Genomic DNA, 18582 nt, shown 5'->3' on the forward strand with positions numbered 1-18582 from the left:
ATCACCACCCCACCCCCCCCCCCCCCCCCCCCCCCCCCCCCCCCCCCCCCCCCCCCCCCCCCCCCCCCCCCCCCCCCCCCCCCCCCCCCCCCCCCCCCCCCACCTCCGGGAAATGCCGAAGGACCCGTTCCGGTCGACGGTCACTCGACCGGGACACCGCACCACCTCCGCGGCCACTGCCCCGCCCCCTTCCCCGGGCGAGGTGGTGGCCGCGGTGGCATTTCTGCCGGATGGGACACGAGTGTCGACATGGGGACCGTGGGGAAAGGTGACCGCCTTTTCCCGATAAGGATTGTGCGACACGGATCGGGAACCGGTACAGCGCGTTTCCGCAACCCCCACGATGTGCTCCGACGCCCTTCCCCCGTTGTTCTGGAGCTCGCCATGTCCGCATCTGCCACCCCGTCCCGTGACCGCTCCTGGTGGGGCGACCGCAGCGTCAAGACGAAGGTGCTGGCGACGGCCGGCATCGCCGGGGTGGCCGCGGCCGGCATCGGCATCATGGGCCTGCAGGCCCTGGGGGCGTCGGCCGACGCCGCCGACACCCTCTACGCCGACAACCTGGTCGGCGTGGCCGCCGTCTCCGAGATGGAGGCGCGGATCGGTGACCTGCGGGTGAACCTGCGTGACACCATCCTCGGCACCGACCAGGCGGCGGCGGTCGCCAACATCGACACGCTCGCCGACCGCTTCGCCGCGACGGCCCAGGCCTACACCACCGGCACCGAGGACGACCGGAAGCTGGAGCTGCTCGACCAGATCAAGTCCGACTTCAGCGACTACGTCGAGTTCCAGAAGAACGTGCTGGTGCCGCTCGCCCAGGCGGGTGACTACCAGGCCTGGATGGCGCAGAACGCGTCCGGTGGGACGCCGCCGGTGACGGCCGCGATCGCGGGCATCGGCGAGTTGGTCGACATGGAGTCGGCGGAGGCGGAGCAGGCCGCGGCGGACAACCGGGAGGCCTACGAGCAGCAGCGCACCGTCTCGCTGGTCCTCATCGTGGTGGGCGTGGCCGTCGCGCTGGGGCTGGGCTGGTTCGTCGCTGGCTCGATCGCCCGCTCGACCAATCGGGTGAAGGACGTCGCCGAAGGGCTGGCGGCCGGCGACCTCACCCGCAGCACCGGGCTCACCAGCTCCGACGAGCTGGGCCGGATGGGGGCCGCGCTGGACGCCGCGGTGGTGGAGCTGCGCTCGGTGATGGCCACGGTGGTGTCCTCGGCCGACGCGGTCGCCGCGTCGTCGGAGGAGCTGTCGGCGTCGTCGGCGCAGATCTCGGCGTCGGCGGAGGAGACCTCGGCGCAGTCCAACGTCGTCTCGTCGGCGGCGGAGGAGGTCAGCCGGAACGTGGGCACGGTGGCCGCGGGTGCGGAGCAGATGGGGGCCTCGATCCGGGAGATCAGCCAGAACGCGAACGAGGCCGCCCGGGTCGCCGCCCAGGCGGTCACGGAGGCCGAGGCCACCACGGCCACCGTGACCAAGCTGGGCGAGAGCTCGAAGGAGATCGGTGAGGTGGTGAAGGCGATCACCTCGATCGCGGAGCAGACGAACCTGCTGGCGCTCAACGCCACCATCGAGGCGGCCCGGGCCGGGGACGCGGGCAAGGGCTTCGCGGTCGTGGCGAACGAGGTGAAGGAGCTGGCGCAGGAGACGGCGCGGGCGACCGAGGACATCGCCCGCCGGGTGGAGGCGATCCAGGGCGACACCTCCGGTGCGGTGGCCGCGATCGGCCGCATCTCCGAGGTCATCGGCTCGATCAACGACTTCCAGCTGACCATCGCCTCGGCCGTGGAGGAGCAGACCGCGACGACGAACGAGATGTCGCGGTCGGTGCAGGAGGCCGCCGGCGGTTCCACGGAGATCGCCGCGAACATCACCGGGGTCTCCAGCGCGGCGTCCTCGACCACGCAGGCCCTGACCCAGACCCGGCAGGCGGTCGACGAGCTGTCCCGGATGGCCAGCGACCTGCGGGGGAGCGTCGCCCGCTTCACCTTCTGACCCACCGCATCGAATCCGGCCGCCCCGTCCACCCGGACGGGGCGGCCGTTGTCGTTCCCGGGCATCGCCCGTGCACGTTCGACCATTTCTGGTGTCGACAAGGGAACGTCGGTGACGGTCAGGTGGATTTCATGAAATCCATTCCACGACACACGCACCGGGCGCCCGAGACGAGCTCACCGACTGTTCATCCTGTGCATGACGCCACCGTCCTCTCCCAGGTCCGTGCGCTCCTCGTCGCCCCCGTGAACGAATTCTCAGGAGAAGCCTCATGTCCGCGAACCCACTGGCCCACACCGCATCGTGGTGGGGGGACCGAGGAGTGAAGACCAAGATCCTCGTGGCGGTGGCCGTTCCTGCCGCCGCCGCAGGCGTCATCGGGGTCCTCGGCATGCAGGCCATGTCCGAGGCCACCTCGAAGGCCGAGGTGCTGTACGAGAACAACTTGAGGGGTGTCGCCGCCGCCGGTGACATGAGCGACGCGATCAGCGAGATGCGCATCCTCGCCCGGGATGCGATCCTCGCGACCGGCCCGGCCGACGCTCAGGCCAACCTGGACCAGATGGACCCGCTGCGGGCGGAGTTCGACCAGCTCGCGAAGGCCTATGCGGCCGGTGGGCTGGGTGACGGTCGCCAGGTGGCCCACGACCACCTCGTGGCGACCGTCGACGAGTACGTGGCCTTCCAGCAGACCGTGTTGGCGCCGCTTGCGCTCGCCGGTGACGTCCAGGGCTGGATCGCTGCCAACGAGTCAGGGGGCACGCCGCTGGTCGAAGCCATGTCGGCGGACATCCGCGACCTGCAGGACCGCGAGGACGCCGCGGCGCAGGAGCGGTTCGAGGAGATCAGCTCGTCGGCCACCACCCAGGCGACGAGCTCGATGATCATCCTGGCGGTCGCACTCCTCGTCGCCATCGGGGTCGGGCTCGCTGTGGCGGTCGGCATCGCTCGGGCTGTCCGGAGGATGCAGGTCGTCACCACGGCTCTGGCCGCGGGGGACCTGACCGCGACCAGCGGGCTCACCACCCGCGACGAGATCGGCCGGATGGGGGCGTCGTTGGATGCGGCCGTGGACGGGCTGCGCTCGGTGATGGCCACGGTGGTGTCCTCGGCCGACGCGGTCGCCGCGTCGTCGGAGGAGCTGTCGGCGTCGTCGGCGCAGATCTCGGCGTCGGCGGAGGAGACCTCGGCGCAGTCCAACGTCGTCTCGTCGGCGGCGGAGGAGGTCAGCCGGAACGTGGGCACGGTGGCTGCGGGTGCCGAGCAGATGGGGGCGTCGATCCGGGAGATCAGCCAGAACGCGAACGAGGCCGCGCGGGTGGCCGCCCAGGCGGTGACCGAGGCGCAGTCGACGACCGAGACGGTGGAGAAGCTCGGCGTCAGCTCCAAGGAGATCGGTGAGGTGGTGAAGGCGATCACCTCGATCGCGGAGCAGACGAACCTGCTGGCGCTGAACGCCACCATCGAGGCGGCCCGGGCCGGGGACGCGGGCAAGGGCTTCGCGGTGGTCGCGAACGAGGTCAAGGAGCTGGCCCAGGAGACGGCGCGGGCGACCGAGGACATCGCCCGCCGGGTGGAGGCGATCCAGGGCGACACCTCCGGTGCGGTGGCCGCGATCGGCCGCATCTCCGAGGTCATCGGCTCGATCAACGACTTCCAGCTGACCATCGCCTCGGCCGTGGAGGAGCAGACCGCGACGACGAACGAGATGTCGCGGTCGGTGCAGGAGGCCGCCGGCGGTTCCACGGAGATCGCCGCGAACATCACCGGGGTCTCCACCGCGGCGTCCTCGACCACGCAGGCCCTGACCCAGACCCGGCAGGCGGTCGACGAGCTGTCCCGGATGGCCAGCGACCTGCGGGGGAGCGTCGCCCGCTTCACCTTCTGACCCACCGCATCGAATCCGGCCGCCCCGTCCACCCGGACGGGGCGGCCGTTCGTCGTTCCCGGGGCAGCACGACGGGGGACGGCGGACATTCCCGGGAATCGACATGGAGACGATCCGGCGAGGTCGCCCGCATTTCCGTCGGCCGTTGCGCCGACACGCACGGCGACTGCCGTCCCGCCTGTCCCAGCTGCAGCAGCATTTCCCTCGTGAGCGCGCGGGTCGCGCGAACCGGTCGTGTACATCGCGGGGAGCCATGGGTGGCGCCCAGCGCACCGGGACCGCACGTCCAGCACCGCACCGACGGACGCCGAGCGCGTTCCAGTCATCAGGAGCACCGCATGCAGACTGCCTCTTCTCGATCGCGTCGACTGGGCTGGCTCTTCGACCGGCCGATCGCCGTCAAGATCGGGGTCGTCGTCGCCCTGATGGGGCTCGTGGCGGCCCTCATCGCCACTCTGGCGGTCCGCGGGGTGCACGATCTCCGGGACGGTGAGCGGCGGCTGTACGAGGAGATCGTCCGGCCGATGGACACCCTGGGTGCGATACAGCGCAGCTTCCAGGGCGACCGGGTGCGGATCGTCTCCTACAACGTCGCGGACGCCGAGACGCGTGCGGCCCTGCGCGATTCCCTCGCCGAGCGCCGGGTCGAGCTCCAGCAGCTCATCGACGAGTACGACGGTCACCAGGCCGACGATGCGGCCTGGTCGGAGTTCACGTCCGCCGTCACCGAGTACTACGCCGAGGCGGACCGGCAGCTGGCCGCCATCGACGCCGGGGCGGCGCAGTCCTACGGGTTCAACGAGGAGAAGCCGCTGGCCAGTGCGGTCATGAACCCGTACGCGGCCGAGAGCGAGGCGGAGGCGGCCGCCGCCGCCCAGGAGGCTGCGGCGGGCGAGGAGCGCGCCGGGGAGGTCGCCGTGCAGGTGCTCCTCACCGCGACGCTCGGCATCGCCCTCGCCGCCGGCCTGGCGCTGCTCGTCGTCCGCCAGCTGAAGCGGACCGTCGTCTCGGTCCAGCGGTCGGTCGAGGCGCTGGCCACAGGTGACCTGACCGTCACCCCGGAGGCCGGGTCCTGCGACGAGATCGGCCGGATGGCGACCTCGCTGGCCGCGGCGCAGGAGAGCCTGCGGTCGGTGCTGGCCTCGGTGTCGGTGTCGGCGGATGCGGTGGCGGCGTCGTCGGAGGAGTTGTCGGCGTCGTCGGCGCAGATCTCGGCGTCGGCGGAGGAGACCTCGGCGCAGTCCGGGGTGGTCTCGTCGGCGGCGGAGGAGGTGTCCCGGAACGTGGGCACGGTGGCTGCGGGTGCGGAGCAGATGGGGGCGTCGATCCGGGAGATCAGCCAGAACGCGAACGAGGCGGCGCGGGTGGCCGCGCAGGCGGTGACCGAGGCGCAGTCGACGACCGAGACGATCACCAAGCTGGGCACGTCGAGCCAGGAGATCGGCGCGGTGGTGAAGGTGATCACCTCGATCGCGGAGCAGACGAACCTGCTGGCGCTGAACGCCACCATCGAGGCCGCCCGGGCAGGCGAGGCGGGCAAGGGCTTCGCGGTGGTCGCGAACGAGGTCAAGGAGCTGGCCCAGGAGACGGCGCGGGCGACCGAGGACATCGCCCGCCGGGTGGAGGCGATCCAGGGCGACACCTCGGGTGCGGTGGCGGCGATCGGCCGCATCTCCGAGGTCATCGGCTCGATCAACGACTTCCAGCTGACCATCGCCTCGGCCGTGGAGGAGCAGACCGCGACGACGAACGAGATGTCGCGGTCGGTGCAGGAGGCCGCGGGCGGTTCGACGGAGATCGCCGCGAACATCACCGGGGTCTCCACCGCGGCGTCCTCGACCACGCAGGCGCTGGGGCAGACGCGGATGGCGGTCGACGAGCTGTCCCGGATGGCCAGCGACCTGCGGGGGAGCGTCGCCCGCTTCACCTTCTGAACCACGATGCCCGGCTCCGGCCGTCGTCCCCGCAGTCCGGGGCCGGCGGCCGTTCGCCGTCCCGGAGGCCGGCACCCCCATCGAGTGAGGCGCCATTTCATTGAGCATGACCGAACGCGGTTGGGTCATTGCTCTCCGTGAAGGGATGCCACACGGGCGTCCCCGGCGTCAGTCGTGGAGGGCACCACCGTGAGCACCCCGTCCGTCCGGTCCCGTCTCCGGGACCTCTCCATCAGCACCAAGGTCCTCGCCGCCGTCGGAGCGGCGGTGCTGGTGGCCGTGCTCGTCGGCCTCCTCGGGCTGCGCAGCCTCGGGGAGACCGCCGACGCCACCGACACCATGTACCGCGACGAGCTGGTCGGCACCGTCGAGGTCGAGGCGGTCCGCTCGCAGTTCTTCGCCGTCCGGCTGGCCGGCACGAACTACGCCGTCGCCACCGACCCGGCCGACCGTGAGGCCTACCTCGCCGCCCGCGAGGCGGCCTACGCGGGCCTGGCCGAGGCTGCCGAGCGCTACCTGGACACGCACCCCTCCGCCGCGGGCCAGGAGCTGATCGGGCAGGTGCGGGACGGGATGGCGGAGTACCGGCAGGACATGGTCGAGCTCGACGCACTGGCCGACACCGGTGACCTCGCCGCCTGGTCCGAGGCACGCGAGACCACCGTCGGCCCGCTGGCCACGGAGATCATCGGCTGGATCGACGAGCTGGCCGCCCAGCGCCAGGCCAACGCGGCCGCGACCGCCGAGACGGCCGCCACCGAGTACCGGGACACCCGGCTGGTGCTGGTCGTGGTGATCGTCGCCGGGGCCGTGCTGGCCCTGGGGGCCGGTGTCCTGGTGGCCCGCGCCATCACCCGCGGGTTGCGCCGGGTGCAGGTCGTGGCCGAGGGGCTGGCGGCCGGTGACCTGACGCGCACCGCGCAGGTGCAGTCGCGGGACGAGGTCGGCCGGACAGCGGCCGCGCTGGACGGCGCCCTGGCCGAGCTGCGCTCGGTGATGGCGTCGGTCGTCTCCTCCGCGGACGCGGTGGCCGCATCGTCGGAGGAGCTGAGCGCGTCCTCGGCGCAGATCGCCGCCTCGGCGGAGGAGACCGCCGTGCAGTCCGAGGTGGTGTCGACCGCGGCGGAGGAGGTGTCCCGGAACGTGGGCACGGTGGCTGCGGGTGCGGAGCAGATGGGTGCCTCGATCCGGGAGATCAGCCAGAACGCGAACGAGGCCGCGCGCGTGGCGGCGCAGGCGGTGACCGAGGCGCAGTCGACGACCGAGACGGTGGAGAAGCTCGGCGTCAGCTCCCGGGAGATCGGGGCGGTGGTGAAGGTGATCACCTCGATCGCCGAGCAGACCAACCTGCTGGCGCTCAACGCCACCATCGAGGCCGCACGGGCGGGGGAGGCCGGCAAGGGGTTCGCCGTGGTGGCGAACGAGGTGAAGGAGCTGGCCCAGGAGACGGCGCGGGCGACCGAGGACATCGCGCGGCGGGTGGAGGCGATCCAGGGCGACACCTCCGGCGCGGTGGACGCGATCGGCCGCATCGGTGGGGTCATCGGCCAGATCAGCGACTTCCAGCTGACCATCGCCAGCGCGGTCGAGGAGCAGACCGCGACCACCAACGAGATGTCCCGGTCGGTCCAGGAGGCCGCGGGTGGGTCGACGGAGATCGCCGCGAACATCACCGGGGTCTCCACCGCGGCGTCCTCCACCACGCAGGCGCTGGGTCAGACGCGGACGGCCGTGGACGAGCTGTCCCGGATGGCCGCCGACCTGCGGGGGAGCGTCGCCCGCTTCACCTTCTGAGGCCAGCTCCGCTGCACGCGCCGACGGCCGTCCTCCCTGCCGGGGAGGGCGGCCGTCGGTGCTCCGGTCGGGCGGGAGGCAGTTGCTCGCTCGCCGGTCCCCGCCGGAACGACACGGAGAGTGATCGAGCTCTCTCACTCACTCGGGGCTCTGCGTTGCGGAACGAGTCCGGCTCGTGCCGATAGCAGCTCAGGATCGAGTGGTTCCCGCTCCTCCGTCCGGTCCCCGGCACGCCCTCGGGCGCAGGGTGGCCGGCGGGTCGCCGAGACGGCGGGCGGCGGACCACCTCCCCCGGCGGGCCCGATCGGGCGCTGGCCGGCGACCTACGAGAAAGGCACGCCACGATGAAGGCGCCATCCGTCTTCCGATTCCAGGATCGAAGCGTCCTGACCAAGATGATCACGTCGGTCACGGTGGCGGTCGTCGTCGCTGTCACGACCGGTGTCGTCGGCCTGAACGCACTCTCCACCTCGTCCGGTCGGACGGCCACCATGCACGAGCAGAACGTGCTCGGCACCCAGCTGGCCCAGGAGATGAAGTACCAGTTCCTCAACGGGCGGTTCCTCGCCCAGAGCCGCACCTACGCGGCGGCCACCGAGGAGGCCCGGGACGCGTTCCTCACCCAGCGCAACGACGCCCGCGCCGCCGTGCTCGCCGCCGCCGAGCGGCTGCGCGCGGACACCCGGCCCACCGCCGAGGTGGTGGAGCGGGTCGACGAGGTCGTGGCCGACGTCACCGCCTACCTCCACAACAGCGACCAGGTGGACGCCCTCGCCGCCGAGGGCAAGGCGGGCACACCGGAGTTCGTGACCCTGGTCAGCACCCAGGTGACCCCGTTGGGAGAGGAGATCATCACCCAGCTCGAGGAGTTGACCGCCCTGGAGGCCCACCTGGCGCAGGCCAGCGTCGAGGAGGCGGAGGCGGCCTACAGCTCGACCCGCACCAAGATGGTGGCCCTGCTGGTCCTCGGCTCCCTGTCCGCGCTCGGCATCGGCGTCGTGCTGGCCCGAGCCATCAGTGCCTCGCTGACGAGGGTGCGCCGGTCGGCCGAGCGGCTGGCCGAGGGGGACCTGACCTCGACCACCGGACTCGAGCAGCGGGACGACGTCGGCCGGCTGGCCGCCGCCCTGGACTCCGCCTTCATGCGGCTGCGCTCGGTCATGGAGTCGGTCGCGGCGTCGGCCGACGCCGTGGCGGCGTCCTCGGAGGAGGTGGCGGCGTCGTCGGCGCAGATCTCGGCGTCGGCAGGTGAGACGTCGGCGCAGTCCAACGTGGTGTCGACCGCGGCGGAGGAGGTGTCGCGCAACGTGGCCACGGTGGCGGCGGGTGCGGAGCAGATGGGGGCCTCGATCCGGGAGATCAGCCAGAACGCGAACGAGGCGGCGCGGGTGGCCGCGCAGGCGGTGAGCGAGGCACAGGCGACCACCGCCACGATCGAGCAGCTCGGCGTCTCCAGTCAGGAGATCGGTGCGGTGGTGAAGGTGATCACCTCGATCGCGGAGCAGACGAACCTGCTGGCGCTGAACGCCACGATCGAGGCGGCCCGGGCCGGGGACGCCGGCAAGGGGTTCGCGGTGGTGGCGAACGAGGTGAAGGAGCTGGCGCAGGAGACGGCGCGGGCGACCGAGGACATCGCGCGGCGGGTGGAGGCGATCCAGGGCGACACCTCCGGTGCCGTCGCTGCCATCGGCCGCATCTCCGAGGTCATCGGAAGCATCAACGACTTCCAGCTGACCATCGCCTCGGCGGTGGAGGAGCAGACCGCCACGACCAACGAGATGTCCCGGTCGGTGCAGGAGGCCGCGGGCGGGTCGACGGAGATCGCGGCGAACATCACCGGGGTGTCCGCCGCGGCGTCCTCGACGACCCAGGCGCTGGGCCAGACCCGGCAGGCCGTGGACGAGCTGTCCCGGATGGCCAGTGACCTGCGGGGGAGTGTCGCCCGCTTCACCTACTGAGCCGGGCTGACCCACTGCTGGGGAGTCCACCACGAGGCCCTGTCCCGCCATTCCGGGGGCGGGGCCTCGTGGCATGTGGTCCCGTCGTCGGGCGGCACGTCGCGAGTCGACAAGTCCGCACGTGGAAATGGTCGTCCGGACAATTGTCGGACGTTCGGAGGAACGGTCGCGTCGCGACGGAATGGGTGCTCCGTGGTTGTGAGGATGGCGCAGTACCCACCCATCTGCACGGCGACGAAACGGACAGTTCTGCGATGACGACGACGAAGGCCGTGGCCCAGGGCCCCCGGCGGTGGCTCGGTGACCGGGGGATCCGGACCCGCATCTACGCGTTGAGCGCGTTGCTGCTCCTCGGGATGGTCGCCGCGGCGGCCACCGGCATCTCCGGTGCCGCCCGTGTCAGCGACCTCAACGCGCGGGCCACCGAGGCCGCCGGGGTCCAGCGGGCGGTCGAGAACGCCCGGTACGACCTGCTGTGGGCGGCCAACTGGCAGAACATCACCGCCTGGCGGGCGCGCGTCGACGGCGGTGCCGCGGCCGCCGACCCGAATGGCGACAACGTGCCGAACTACCGGGACGGCGCCACCGGGTTCGAGGAGCTGTTCTCGCTCGACCGGGACCTGCTGGACGCCGATGGGCGGGCGAGTCTCGACGCGATCGAGACGAACTGGGCCGCGATGAGCGACTTCAACGACCAGATCTTCGCGCTGTGGGCACAGGACCGCCTGGACGAAGGTGACGCGGTCTCGACCGGGGACAAGTGGGACGTCTTCTACGTGCTGGACCAGGCGATGACCGACCTGGTCGGCTCCGTCGACGCCCGGGTCGCCGAGACCCGCGCCGAGGCGGCGGAGGCCGAGGCGGCCACCGCCCGCACCACCCTCCTGGTGGCCGGCGGCGCGCTCGCCCTCGGTGGTGCGTTCGCCTTCGTCGTCGCCGGTGGCATCGCGCGCGGCGTCCGTGAGGTCCACGGCGGCCTGGTGCGGTTGGCCGGCCGTGACCTCACCGTGCGGCTGCCGGTGCGCGGCCGGGACGAGCTGGGTCAGATGGCCGAGGCGCTGAACGACGCGGCCACGACCATGTCCACGACGATCGCGGAGATCATCGTCTCGGCGGATGCGGTGGCGGCGTCGTCGGAGGAGCTGTCGGCGTCGTCGGCGCAGATCTCGGCGTCGGCGGAGGAGACCTCGGCGCAGTCCGGGGTGGTGTCCTCCGCGGCGGAGGAGGTGTCCCGGAACGTGGGCACGGTGGCTGCGGGTGCCGAGCAGATGGGGGCGTCGATCCGGGAGATCAGCCAGAACGCGAACGAGGCCGCGCGGGTGGCCGCCCAGGCGGTGGCCGAGGCCGAGGCGACGACGGCCACGGTGACCAAGCTGGGCACGTCGAGCCAGGAGATCGGCGCGGTGGTGAAGGCGATCACTTCCATCGCGGAGCAGACGAACCTGCTGGCGCTCAACGCCACGATCGAGGCGGCCCGGGCCGGGGACGCGGGCAAGGGGTTCGCCGTGGTGGCGAACGAGGTGAAGGAGCTGGCGCAGGAGACGGCGCGGGCGACCGAGGACATCGCGCGACGGGTGGAGGCGATCCAGGGCGACACCTCGGGCGCGGTGGCCGCGATCGGCCGCATCTCCGAGGTCATCGGCTCGATCAACGACTTCCAGCTGACCATCGCCTCGGCCGTGGAGGAGCAGACGGCGACGACGAACGAGATGTCCCGGTCGGTGCAGGAGGCCGCGGGTGGGTCGACGGAGATCGCCGCGAACATCACCGGGGTCTCCAGCGCGGCGTCCTCGACCACCCAGGCCCTGGGTCAGACCCGGCAGGCGGTCGACGAGCTGTCCCGGATGGCCAGCGACCTGCGGGGGAGCGTCGCCCGCTTCACCTACTGACCGAGCGGACGGACCGAGGGCCGCCGCACCCGCCCGCTGGGCAGGTGCGGCGGCCCTCGCCGTCCCGGGTCGGCCTCGGCCCCCGGTCCGCTGGGGCGAGGTGGCCCTGCGGTCGAGTGACCGACTGTGCGGGGGGCGATGGAATTGCCCGCCGCGACATGCTGCGGAGAACGATCTGCTACGCACCTGACCTGCGATCATCGTTCCGAGAACGGTGGTTCCACAGCGCTGCGCCGGCCATTCCACGACGGGTCGGGATTGTCGACAGGTCTCCTCCTCGCGTGCGCCGGTCATCATTTCCAGGCAAAGGGCCCGACGCGCGAACGTGAATGTCGTGCCGTATTCCCCGGTTGTTCCATGATGGGCGTCACAGAGCTTGTCCAGCAGTGCCCAGGAAAGGCAGTGGCAGAGATGCAGAGGCCGTCCACCGGAATCCGATTCCGGGACCTCGCCGTCACCACGAAGATCACCATGGCGGTGACCGTGGCCGTTCTCGTCGCCGTCGTCACCGGGCTGGTGGGGCTCAGTGCCCTGTCCACCTCGGCCGACCGCACCGCCGACATGCACCGGCAGAACGTGCTGGGGGGCCAGCTGGCCCAGGAGATCCGCTTCCAGTTCCTCGGCAGCCGGTTCGCCTCGACCAACGCCACCTACTCGGCCGACGCGGCCGCCAAGCAGCGGTACATCGTCCAGCGGGACGAGGCCCGGGCCGCCCTGGCCGACGCCGGTGAGCGGCTGCGCAGCGAGACCTCGCCGACCCCCGAGGTGCAGGCGGCGCTGCACGCGTCGCTCACCGACATCGACCGCTACATCGAGCTCGGTGAGCAGCTCGACGCGCTGGGCGCGGCCGGCAAGGCCCAGTCCCCGGAGTTCATCGACCTGCGCACCAACCAGGTGGCGCCACTGAGCGAGCAGATCGTCGCCGAGCTGCAGGGCCTCGCCGACCTCCAGGCGTCGATCGCCTCCGACAGCGCGGACGCCGCTGCGGGGGCCTACTCCTCGACCCGAACCTGGCTCCTCGTGCTGGTGGCCGTCGGCAGCGCGGTCGCGCTCGGGCTCGGTGTGTTCACCGCCCGGTCGATCAGCGGCGCACTGGCGCGCGTCCGGCACTCCGCCGAGCGGCTGGCAGAGGGCGACCTGACCCAGGGGACGGGTGTCGCCCAGCGGGACGACGTCGGCCGGATGGCCGCCGCGCTGGACGCTGCCCAGGAGAGCCTGCGGTCGGTGCTGGCCTCGGTGGCGGTCTCGGCGGACGCCGTCGCATCCTCGTCGGAGGAGCTGTCGGCCTCGTCGGCGCAGATCTCGGCGTCGGCGGAGGAGACCTCGGCGCAGTCCAACGTCGTCTCGTCGGCGGCGGAGGAGGTCAGCCGGAACGTGGGCACGGTGGCCGCGGGTGCCGAGCAGATGGGTGCCTCGATCCGGGAGATCAGCCAGAACGCGAACGAGGCGGCGCGGGTGGCCGCGCAGGCGGTGACCGAGGCGCAGTCGACGACCGAGACGATCACCAAGCTGGGCACGTCGAGCCAGGAGATCGGCGCGGTGGTGAAGGTGATCACCTCGATCGCGGAGCAGACGAACCTGCTGGCGCTGAACGCCACCATCGAGGCCGCCCGGGCAGGCGAGGCGGGCAAGGGCTTCGCGGTGGTCGCGAACGAGGTCAAGGAGCTGGCCCAGGAGACGGCGCGGGCGACCGAGGACATCGCCCGCCGGGTGGAGGCGATCCAGGGCGACACCTCGGGTGCGGTGGCGGCGATCGGCCGCATCTCCGAGGTCATCGGCTCGATCAACGACTTCCAGCTGACCATCGCCTCGGCCGTGGAGGAGCAGACCGCGACGACGAACGAGATGTCGCGGTCGGTGCAGGAGGCCGCGGGCGGTTCGACGGAGATCGCCGCGAACATCACCGGGGTCTCCACCGCGGCGTCCTCGACCACGCAGGCGCTGGGGCAGACGCGGATGGCGGTCGACGAGCTGTCCCGGATGGCCAGCGACCTGCGCACCACGGTGGCCCGGTTCACCTACTGACGGCGGAGCCGGACCCAGCGGCCGCCGCCCTCCCGACGGAGGGCGGCGGCCGCTGCCGTGTCCGGGGTCGGTCATCGTCCGGGTGACGGCCGGTTCACGCGCTGTCACAACCTCCTGACCGAGTGAGGCGAACGCGCAGCCGGCGTCAGGTCGCTGTCGCGCGACCGGGTGACGGCCGCGTGGCGCACTGCCCACGCCGCCCCCACGATGGGTGCACCACTTCCACAGGAGGCGACGTGCCCTACTCACTGGTCAGCGCGGCCACTCTCGGCTTCGACCTGGTCCGCCTGCCCGCCGGCGGTCAGGTGGCCGACGTGCTGCTGACCGGTCTGGGCGCCGACGCGGCCACCCTGCACCGCCTGGCCGCGGCGCACCCGGGCGCCGGGCGGCCGGCCGCCGAGCGCGCCGAGATGGCCGTCCGCGCCCGGCGGGCGCACGAGCTGGCCGCGGCCGGCGTGCCCCAGCTGCGCGATGTCCCCGGCAACGTCCCCGGCGGGGCCGACGGGGCCGACGAGGGCGGCGAGCGCAATGCCCGCCTCGTGGCGCTGCTCGAGCGGGGCACGATCGGCAACACCCCCGCGCTGGAGCGGCTCGTCCGCGACGACGTCCTCGGCGCCGAGCACCCGGTGGTCGCCGACCTCGACCCGGCGGTGGCCGCCGTCGCCGCCGACGTGCTGGCCGACGCCGCCACCGGCTGGTGGGCCGCCGAGGCCCTCGACCGTCCGGTCCGGCAGGAGCTCACCGCCCCCTACGCCGCCGCCACCGCCCTGGAGCCCGCCCCGCGCCCGGATCTCGGCCCGGCGACCGCCGGGCTGGCCGAGCTGCTCGGCGAGGTCCGCGAGCTCGGCGAGGCCGGCCGCCGGCGCTGGCGGCTCGCCGTCGAGGTCGGCCGGGCCCAGCGGCGGCCGTGGGCCGCCGCCATGCACGGCGCGTCCTGGGCCGCCCACGTGTCCGGCCGCACCCGCACCCTCGCTGCGGCGCAGCTGACGGCGGTCACCGCCTTCGTCGAGAGCGGCTTCACCTCCCGCGACGGCGCCGAGGGCGTGTGGAACGCGCTGGCCGGGTGCGTGCAGGGCCTGGCCATGTCCGACCTCCTCGACGAGGAGTCGATGGCCGTCCTCGGTGCGCCGTGGGCGATGGTGACCGGGAGGTCGCTCCCCCTCGCGGGGTAGTCCTCAGCTCGTCCCGCCGCTGCGCTCAAGAGAAGGCAGCGGATGCCGATGAACGTTGTGTGCGGCCCACCTGGCCGGTACATCGGCAGCGGGGGAGCACGTGGAGAAGATCAAGGTCATGGTGGTCGACGACTCGGTCGTCGTCCGCAAGATCGTGACGGACGTCCTCTCCGAGGACCCGATGATCCAGGTCGTCGGTACGGCTGCGAACGGCCGGATCGCGGTGGCGAAGCTCGAGCAGCTGAAGCCCGACCTGGTCACGATGGACATCGAGATGCCGGACATGAACGGCATCGAGGCGGTGCGGGCCATCCGCAGCCGCGCCGGTGGCCAGGCGTTCAGCCGGGTGCCGATCATCATGTTCAGCACGCTCACCGAGCGAGGCGCCTCGGCCACCCTGGACGCGCTGTCCGCCGGTGCCAACGAGTACGTGACCAAGCCGGCGAACGTCGGCAGCGTCGCGCAGTCGATGGAGAGCGTGCGCCAGCAGCTCATCCCCAAGATCAAGGCGCTCACCGGGCGGCCGATCAGCTCCGGCCCGGCCGCCGCGCCCGCCCCGGCTGCGGTGGCCCCCCGGCCGCCGGCCCCGCGGACCCGCGCCGCCAAGGAGCCCGCCGTCCTGGTGATCGGCTCCTCGACCGGTGGCCCGGAGGCGCTGACCAAGGTGCTGCCGTTGCTGCCGGCGTCCCTGCCCGTGCCCGTGCTGCTCGTGCAGCACATGCCGCCGGTCTTCACCCGGCAGTTCGCGCAGCGGCTGGACCGGCTGTGCCCGCTGCAGGTCGTGGAGGCCGTCGACGGCACCCCGCTGGCGCCCGGCACGGTGCACATCGCCCCGGGCGACCACCACCTGACCGTCAGCTCCAGCGGCGGCAACAAGCGCACGGCGCTGAACCAGGGGCCGCCGGAGAACTTCTGCCGCCCCGCGGTCGACGTGCTCTTCCGCTCCGCGGTCGCCGCCTACGACGGCGCCGTCCTCGGTGTCGTGCTCACCGGCATGGGCTCCGACGGCCGGATCGGTGCCGGCCAGATCCGTGAGGCCGGCGGCACCGTCGTCGCCCAGGACCAGGCCACCTCGGTGGTCTGGGGCATGCCCGGCGCGGTGACCCAGGCCGGCTACGCCGACGAGGTCCTGCCGTTGGGCAGGGTCGCCGAGGCGATCACCCGCCTGCTCCCCCACCCCCGCCCGATGGGCGCCACCGTTCGCCCCCTCACGACCATGGGAGGCACGCGATGACGCTCACCGCCACCAGCTTCGACTGGGTGCGCCAGCTGGTGCACCGGGAGAGCGCCATCGTGCTGCAGCCGGGCAAGGAGTACCTGGTGGAGGCCCGGTTGCTGCCCATGGCGCAGCAGCGCGGCCTCTCCGGGGTCAGCGAGCTCGTCGAGTCCGTCCGCAACCGCCCGGACCCGGCCACCACCCGGCGGATCGTCGAGGCGCTCACCACCAACGAGACCTCCTGGTTCCGGGACGGTGACCCGTTCACGGCGCTGACCGGCACGGTCCTGCCGCAGCTGCTCGCCGCCCGTGGACCCAACGAGCGCCTGCAGATCTGGTCGGCCGCCTGCTCCAGCGGGCAGGAGGCCTACACGATCGCGATGCTGCTGTCCGACGCGCTGCCGAACGCGACCAGCCGGGTGTCGATCACCGCGACCGACCTCTCCCGGGAGATGGTCGAGCGCACCCGCGCCGGCCGGTTCAGCCAGCTCGAGGTCAACCGCGGGCTGCCGGCGCCGATGCTCGTCCGGCACTTCACCCGGGCCGGCAACGAGTGGGAGATCGCGCCCGAGCTGCGCCGGATGGTGACCGCGAGCGAGTGCAACCTCGCCGCGCCGCTGCCCCGGATGGGCCCGTTCGACGTGGTCTACCTGCGCAACGTCCTCATCTACTTCGACCTGCCCACCAAGCAGGGGATCTTGAACCGCGTCCGCCAGCTCATGCGACCCGACGGGTGGCTGTTCCTGGGCGCGGCCGAGACGACCCTCGGGGTCGATGACAACTGGGAGCGGGTCGTCATGGGCCGCGGCTCCGCCTACCGCCCGCGGAAGGGGTCCTGACCGTGCGAGCTCTCGTGATCGACGACTCCCGCGCCATGAGGCGCATCGTCGGCAGCATCCTGACCGATCTCGGCTTCGAGGAGGTGCGGGAGGCCGTCGACGGCCGCCAGGCCCTCGACGTCCTGGAGTCCGGCTACGTGCCGGACATCTGCTGCATCGACTGGAACATGCCGGTGATGGACGGGCTGCAGTTCGTCCTCGCCGTGCGCGCGAACCCGGCCCACCGCCAGGTGACGCTGATGATGGTCACCACCGAGAGCGAGCACGGGCAGATCGTCAAGGCCCTCGCCGCCGGGGCGCACGAGTACCTGATCAAGCCGTTCACCGCCGATGCGCTCCGCGACAAGCTGGCGCTCCTCGGCCTGCTCCCGGAAGGTGCCCCCGCATGACCGCCTCACCCGAGCTGGCCCAGCTCTCGACTGCACAGCCGATCTCCGCGTTGCTCGACGCGCAGACCGTGCAGAGCATCGCCGACGAGGTCTGGCCGTCCCTGGTCGGCGACGGCGAGGTGTTCATCCCCGTCCCGGCCCCTCCGCCGCTCGAGCCGGTCAGCGCCTGGGTGACGATCACCGGTCCGTGGAACGGCGCCGTCGTCCTCACCTGCGACACCGAGACCGCCGAGGCGCTCACCGAGAGCGTGCTCATGCTCCGCCCGCCGACCCTCGTCGAGGAGGAGGACGTCCAGGACGCGCTGGGCGAACTGGCGAACGTGCTCGGCGGCAACATCAAGTCCGTCCTGCCCGGGCCCTCCAGCCTCGGGCTCCCCCAGACCGGCGCCGCACCGCCCACCGGGCGGCTCGACGACGTCTGCCGCGTCAACGGCCAGTGGCGCGGCCAGTCCCTGACCATCACCGTCCAGGGCGCCTCCACGGCGCCGGACACCGAGCGGAACGAGGTGCCGCAGCAGTGAAGATCCTGGTGACCGACGACAGCCGTGTCATGCGGCAGATCGTGATCCGCACCCTGCGCCAGGCGGGGTACGACGACCACGACATCATCGAGGCCGAGGACGGGCAGCAGTGCCTGGCCAAGATCGGGTCCGACAAGCCCGACCTCGTCCTCTCCGACTGGAACATGCCCAACATGACCGGCATCGAGTGCCTCGAGGCGCTGCGCGCCTCCGGGTCGCAGGTGCCCTTCGGCTTCGTGACCTCCGAGGGCTCCCCGGAGATGCGGGAGAAGGCAGCCAACGCCGGCGCCCTCTTCCTCATCGCCAAGCCGTTCAACGAGGACACCTTCAAGGACGCGCTGGACGGGGTGATCGCATGACGGCCGCCCTCCAGCCGGCCACGCTGCCCACCGCCAAGGACGTCCGCGACATGCTCGAGGGCCTCTTCGGCAAGGACGTCGTGGTCTCCCCCGGGGACCCGGTGTCGCTGAACGACAAGCCCGCCGTCGCCGTCTACATCGACCCGACCATGGCCACCACCGCGCTGTGCCTGGTCGACCTCCGCCTCGGGGCCTGGCTCGCCGGCGCCCTCGCGCTGCTGCCCAAGGGCGGCCTGGAGGACGCGATCGACGAGGGCGAGCTCTACCCGATGCACCTCGAGGCGCTGTACGAGGTGGTGAACATCGCCGCCTCGATGTTCAACGGCGAGGGCGTCAACCACTCGAAGCTGCACACGCTGCACGCACCCGGGGAGTCGATCCCCGGGGACATCGCCGGGCTGGCGGCGGCGTTCAACCGCATCGACCTCACGGTCGACGTCGCGGGCTACGGGTCGGGCTCGCTGTCCATCGTGATGGCGCACTGACCCTGCCGCGACACCCAGCACGACCCCGGGACCGGGGGAGCGCAGCCGTCACCGACGACGGCTGCGCTCCCCCGGTCCCGTCGTTCGTCACCCGCTGGAGGGACGTGCCGGGCGGATT

Annotated in this window: 14 protein-coding genes; all 14 read left to right on the top strand. The window is 72.3% G+C overall.

The genetic code is table 11. From position 1 onward, the window contains the following. The first annotated feature begins 384 nt into the window (after positions 1 to 384). The 14 genes from ACI79A_RS17820 to ACI79A_RS17885 all read left to right on the top strand — a co-directional run bounded on the left by ACI79A_RS17820 (position 385) and on the right by ACI79A_RS17885 (position 18464). Positions 385 to 1995 (top strand): methyl-accepting chemotaxis protein, encoded by a 1611-nt coding sequence (locus ACI79A_RS17820; protein WP_457085093.1) that lies wholly within the window; start codon positions 385 to 387, stop codon positions 1993 to 1995. Positions 1996 to 2266: 271 nt separating this feature from the next. Further along, positions 2267 to 3883 (top strand): methyl-accepting chemotaxis protein, encoded by a 1617-nt coding sequence (locus tag ACI79A_RS17825; RefSeq protein ID WP_457085094.1) that lies wholly within the window; start codon positions 2267 to 2269, stop codon positions 3881 to 3883. 338 nt (positions 3884 to 4221) lie between these two features. After that, entirely contained in the window at positions 4222 to 5817 is a 1596-nt protein-coding gene (locus tag ACI79A_RS17830; RefSeq protein WP_457085095.1) for a methyl-accepting chemotaxis protein, read from the top strand. 189 nt (positions 5818 to 6006) lie between these two features. Continuing rightward, positions 6007 to 7611, top strand: coding sequence for a methyl-accepting chemotaxis protein (locus ACI79A_RS17835; RefSeq protein WP_457085096.1), 1605 nt, complete (start codon positions 6007 to 6009; stop codon positions 7609 to 7611). A gap of 395 nt (positions 7612 to 8006) precedes the next feature. Continuing rightward, positions 8007 to 9569, top strand: a complete 1563-nt coding sequence (locus ACI79A_RS17840) for a methyl-accepting chemotaxis protein (protein ID WP_457085097.1) — start codon at positions 8007 to 8009, stop codon at positions 9567 to 9569. Between the two features lie 254 nt (positions 9570 to 9823). Further along, the gene (locus ACI79A_RS17845; RefSeq protein ID WP_457085098.1) at positions 9824 to 11458 is read left to right on the top strand and encodes a methyl-accepting chemotaxis protein; all 1635 of its coding nucleotides are present in this window, start codon (positions 9824 to 9826) and stop codon (positions 11456 to 11458) included. A 411-nt stretch (positions 11459 to 11869) separates the two neighbouring features. Then, on the top strand, positions 11870 to 13483 hold the full coding sequence (locus ACI79A_RS17850; RefSeq protein WP_457085099.1) for a methyl-accepting chemotaxis protein: 1614 nt from the start codon (positions 11870 to 11872) through the stop codon (positions 13481 to 13483). A 236-nt stretch (positions 13484 to 13719) separates the two neighbouring features. After that, complete coding sequence (locus ACI79A_RS17855) at positions 13720 to 14655, top strand: hypothetical protein (protein WP_457085100.1); 936 nt, start codon at positions 13720 to 13722, stop codon at positions 14653 to 14655. Between the two features lie 100 nt (positions 14656 to 14755). After that, complete coding sequence (locus ACI79A_RS17860) at positions 14756 to 15889, top strand: protein-glutamate methylesterase/protein-glutamine glutaminase (RefSeq protein WP_457085101.1); 1134 nt, start codon at positions 14756 to 14758, stop codon at positions 15887 to 15889. Then, positions 15886 to 16710, top strand: coding sequence for a CheR family methyltransferase (locus ACI79A_RS17865; RefSeq protein WP_457085102.1), 825 nt, complete (start codon positions 15886 to 15888; stop codon positions 16708 to 16710). Before ACI79A_RS17860 ends, ACI79A_RS17865 begins: the two co-directional genes overlap by 4 nt. Positions 16711 to 16712: 2 nt before the next feature. Then, positions 16713 to 17099: a response regulator gene (locus ACI79A_RS17870; RefSeq protein ID WP_457085103.1), complete on the top strand. Its 387-nt coding sequence runs from the start codon at positions 16713 to 16715 to the stop codon at positions 17097 to 17099. Next, positions 17096 to 17620 (top strand): chemotaxis protein CheX, encoded by a 525-nt coding sequence (locus ACI79A_RS17875; protein WP_457085104.1) that lies wholly within the window; start codon positions 17096 to 17098, stop codon positions 17618 to 17620. Before ACI79A_RS17870 ends, ACI79A_RS17875 begins: the two co-directional genes overlap by 4 nt. Then, positions 17617 to 17979: a response regulator gene (locus tag ACI79A_RS17880; RefSeq protein WP_457085105.1), complete on the top strand. Its 363-nt coding sequence runs from the start codon at positions 17617 to 17619 to the stop codon at positions 17977 to 17979. The genes ACI79A_RS17875 and ACI79A_RS17880 overlap by 4 nt, the downstream gene beginning before the upstream one ends. Further along, a complete protein-coding gene (locus ACI79A_RS17885; protein WP_457085106.1) occupies positions 17976 to 18464 on the top strand; it encodes a hypothetical protein in 489 nt (162 codons plus the stop codon). The genes ACI79A_RS17880 and ACI79A_RS17885 overlap by 4 nt, the downstream gene beginning before the upstream one ends. Positions 18465 to 18582: the final 118 nt, after the last annotated feature.

It is taken from the genome of Modestobacter sp. SYSU DS0657 (assembly GCF_054050925.1).

Excerpts from the sequence above, each read along its gene's own strand:
- ACI79A_RS17820 (WP_457085093.1), top strand. The coding sequence starts at position 385 with ATGTCCGCATCTGCCACCCCGTCCCGTGACCGCTCCTGGTGGGGCGAC.
- ACI79A_RS17825 (WP_457085094.1), top strand. The coding sequence starts at position 2,267 with ATGTCCGCGAACCCACTGGCCCACACCGCATCGTGGTGGGGGGACCGA.
- ACI79A_RS17830 (WP_457085095.1), top strand. The coding sequence starts at position 4,222 with ATGCAGACTGCCTCTTCTCGATCGCGTCGACTGGGCTGGCTCTTCGAC.
- ACI79A_RS17840 (WP_457085097.1), top strand. The coding sequence starts at position 8,007 with ATGATCACGTCGGTCACGGTGGCGGTCGTCGTCGCTGTCACGACCGGT.
- ACI79A_RS17845 (WP_457085098.1), top strand. The coding sequence starts at position 9,824 with ATGACGACGACGAAGGCCGTGGCCCAGGGCCCCCGGCGGTGGCTCGGT.
- ACI79A_RS17850 (WP_457085099.1), top strand. The coding sequence starts at position 11,870 with ATGCAGAGGCCGTCCACCGGAATCCGATTCCGGGACCTCGCCGTCACC.
- ACI79A_RS17865 (WP_457085102.1), top strand. The coding sequence starts at position 15,886 with ATGACGCTCACCGCCACCAGCTTCGACTGGGTGCGCCAGCTGGTGCAC.
- ACI79A_RS17875 (WP_457085104.1), top strand. The coding sequence starts at position 17,096 with ATGACCGCCTCACCCGAGCTGGCCCAGCTCTCGACTGCACAGCCGATC.
- ACI79A_RS17885 (WP_457085106.1), top strand. The coding sequence starts at position 17,976 with ATGACGGCCGCCCTCCAGCCGGCCACGCTGCCCACCGCCAAGGACGTC.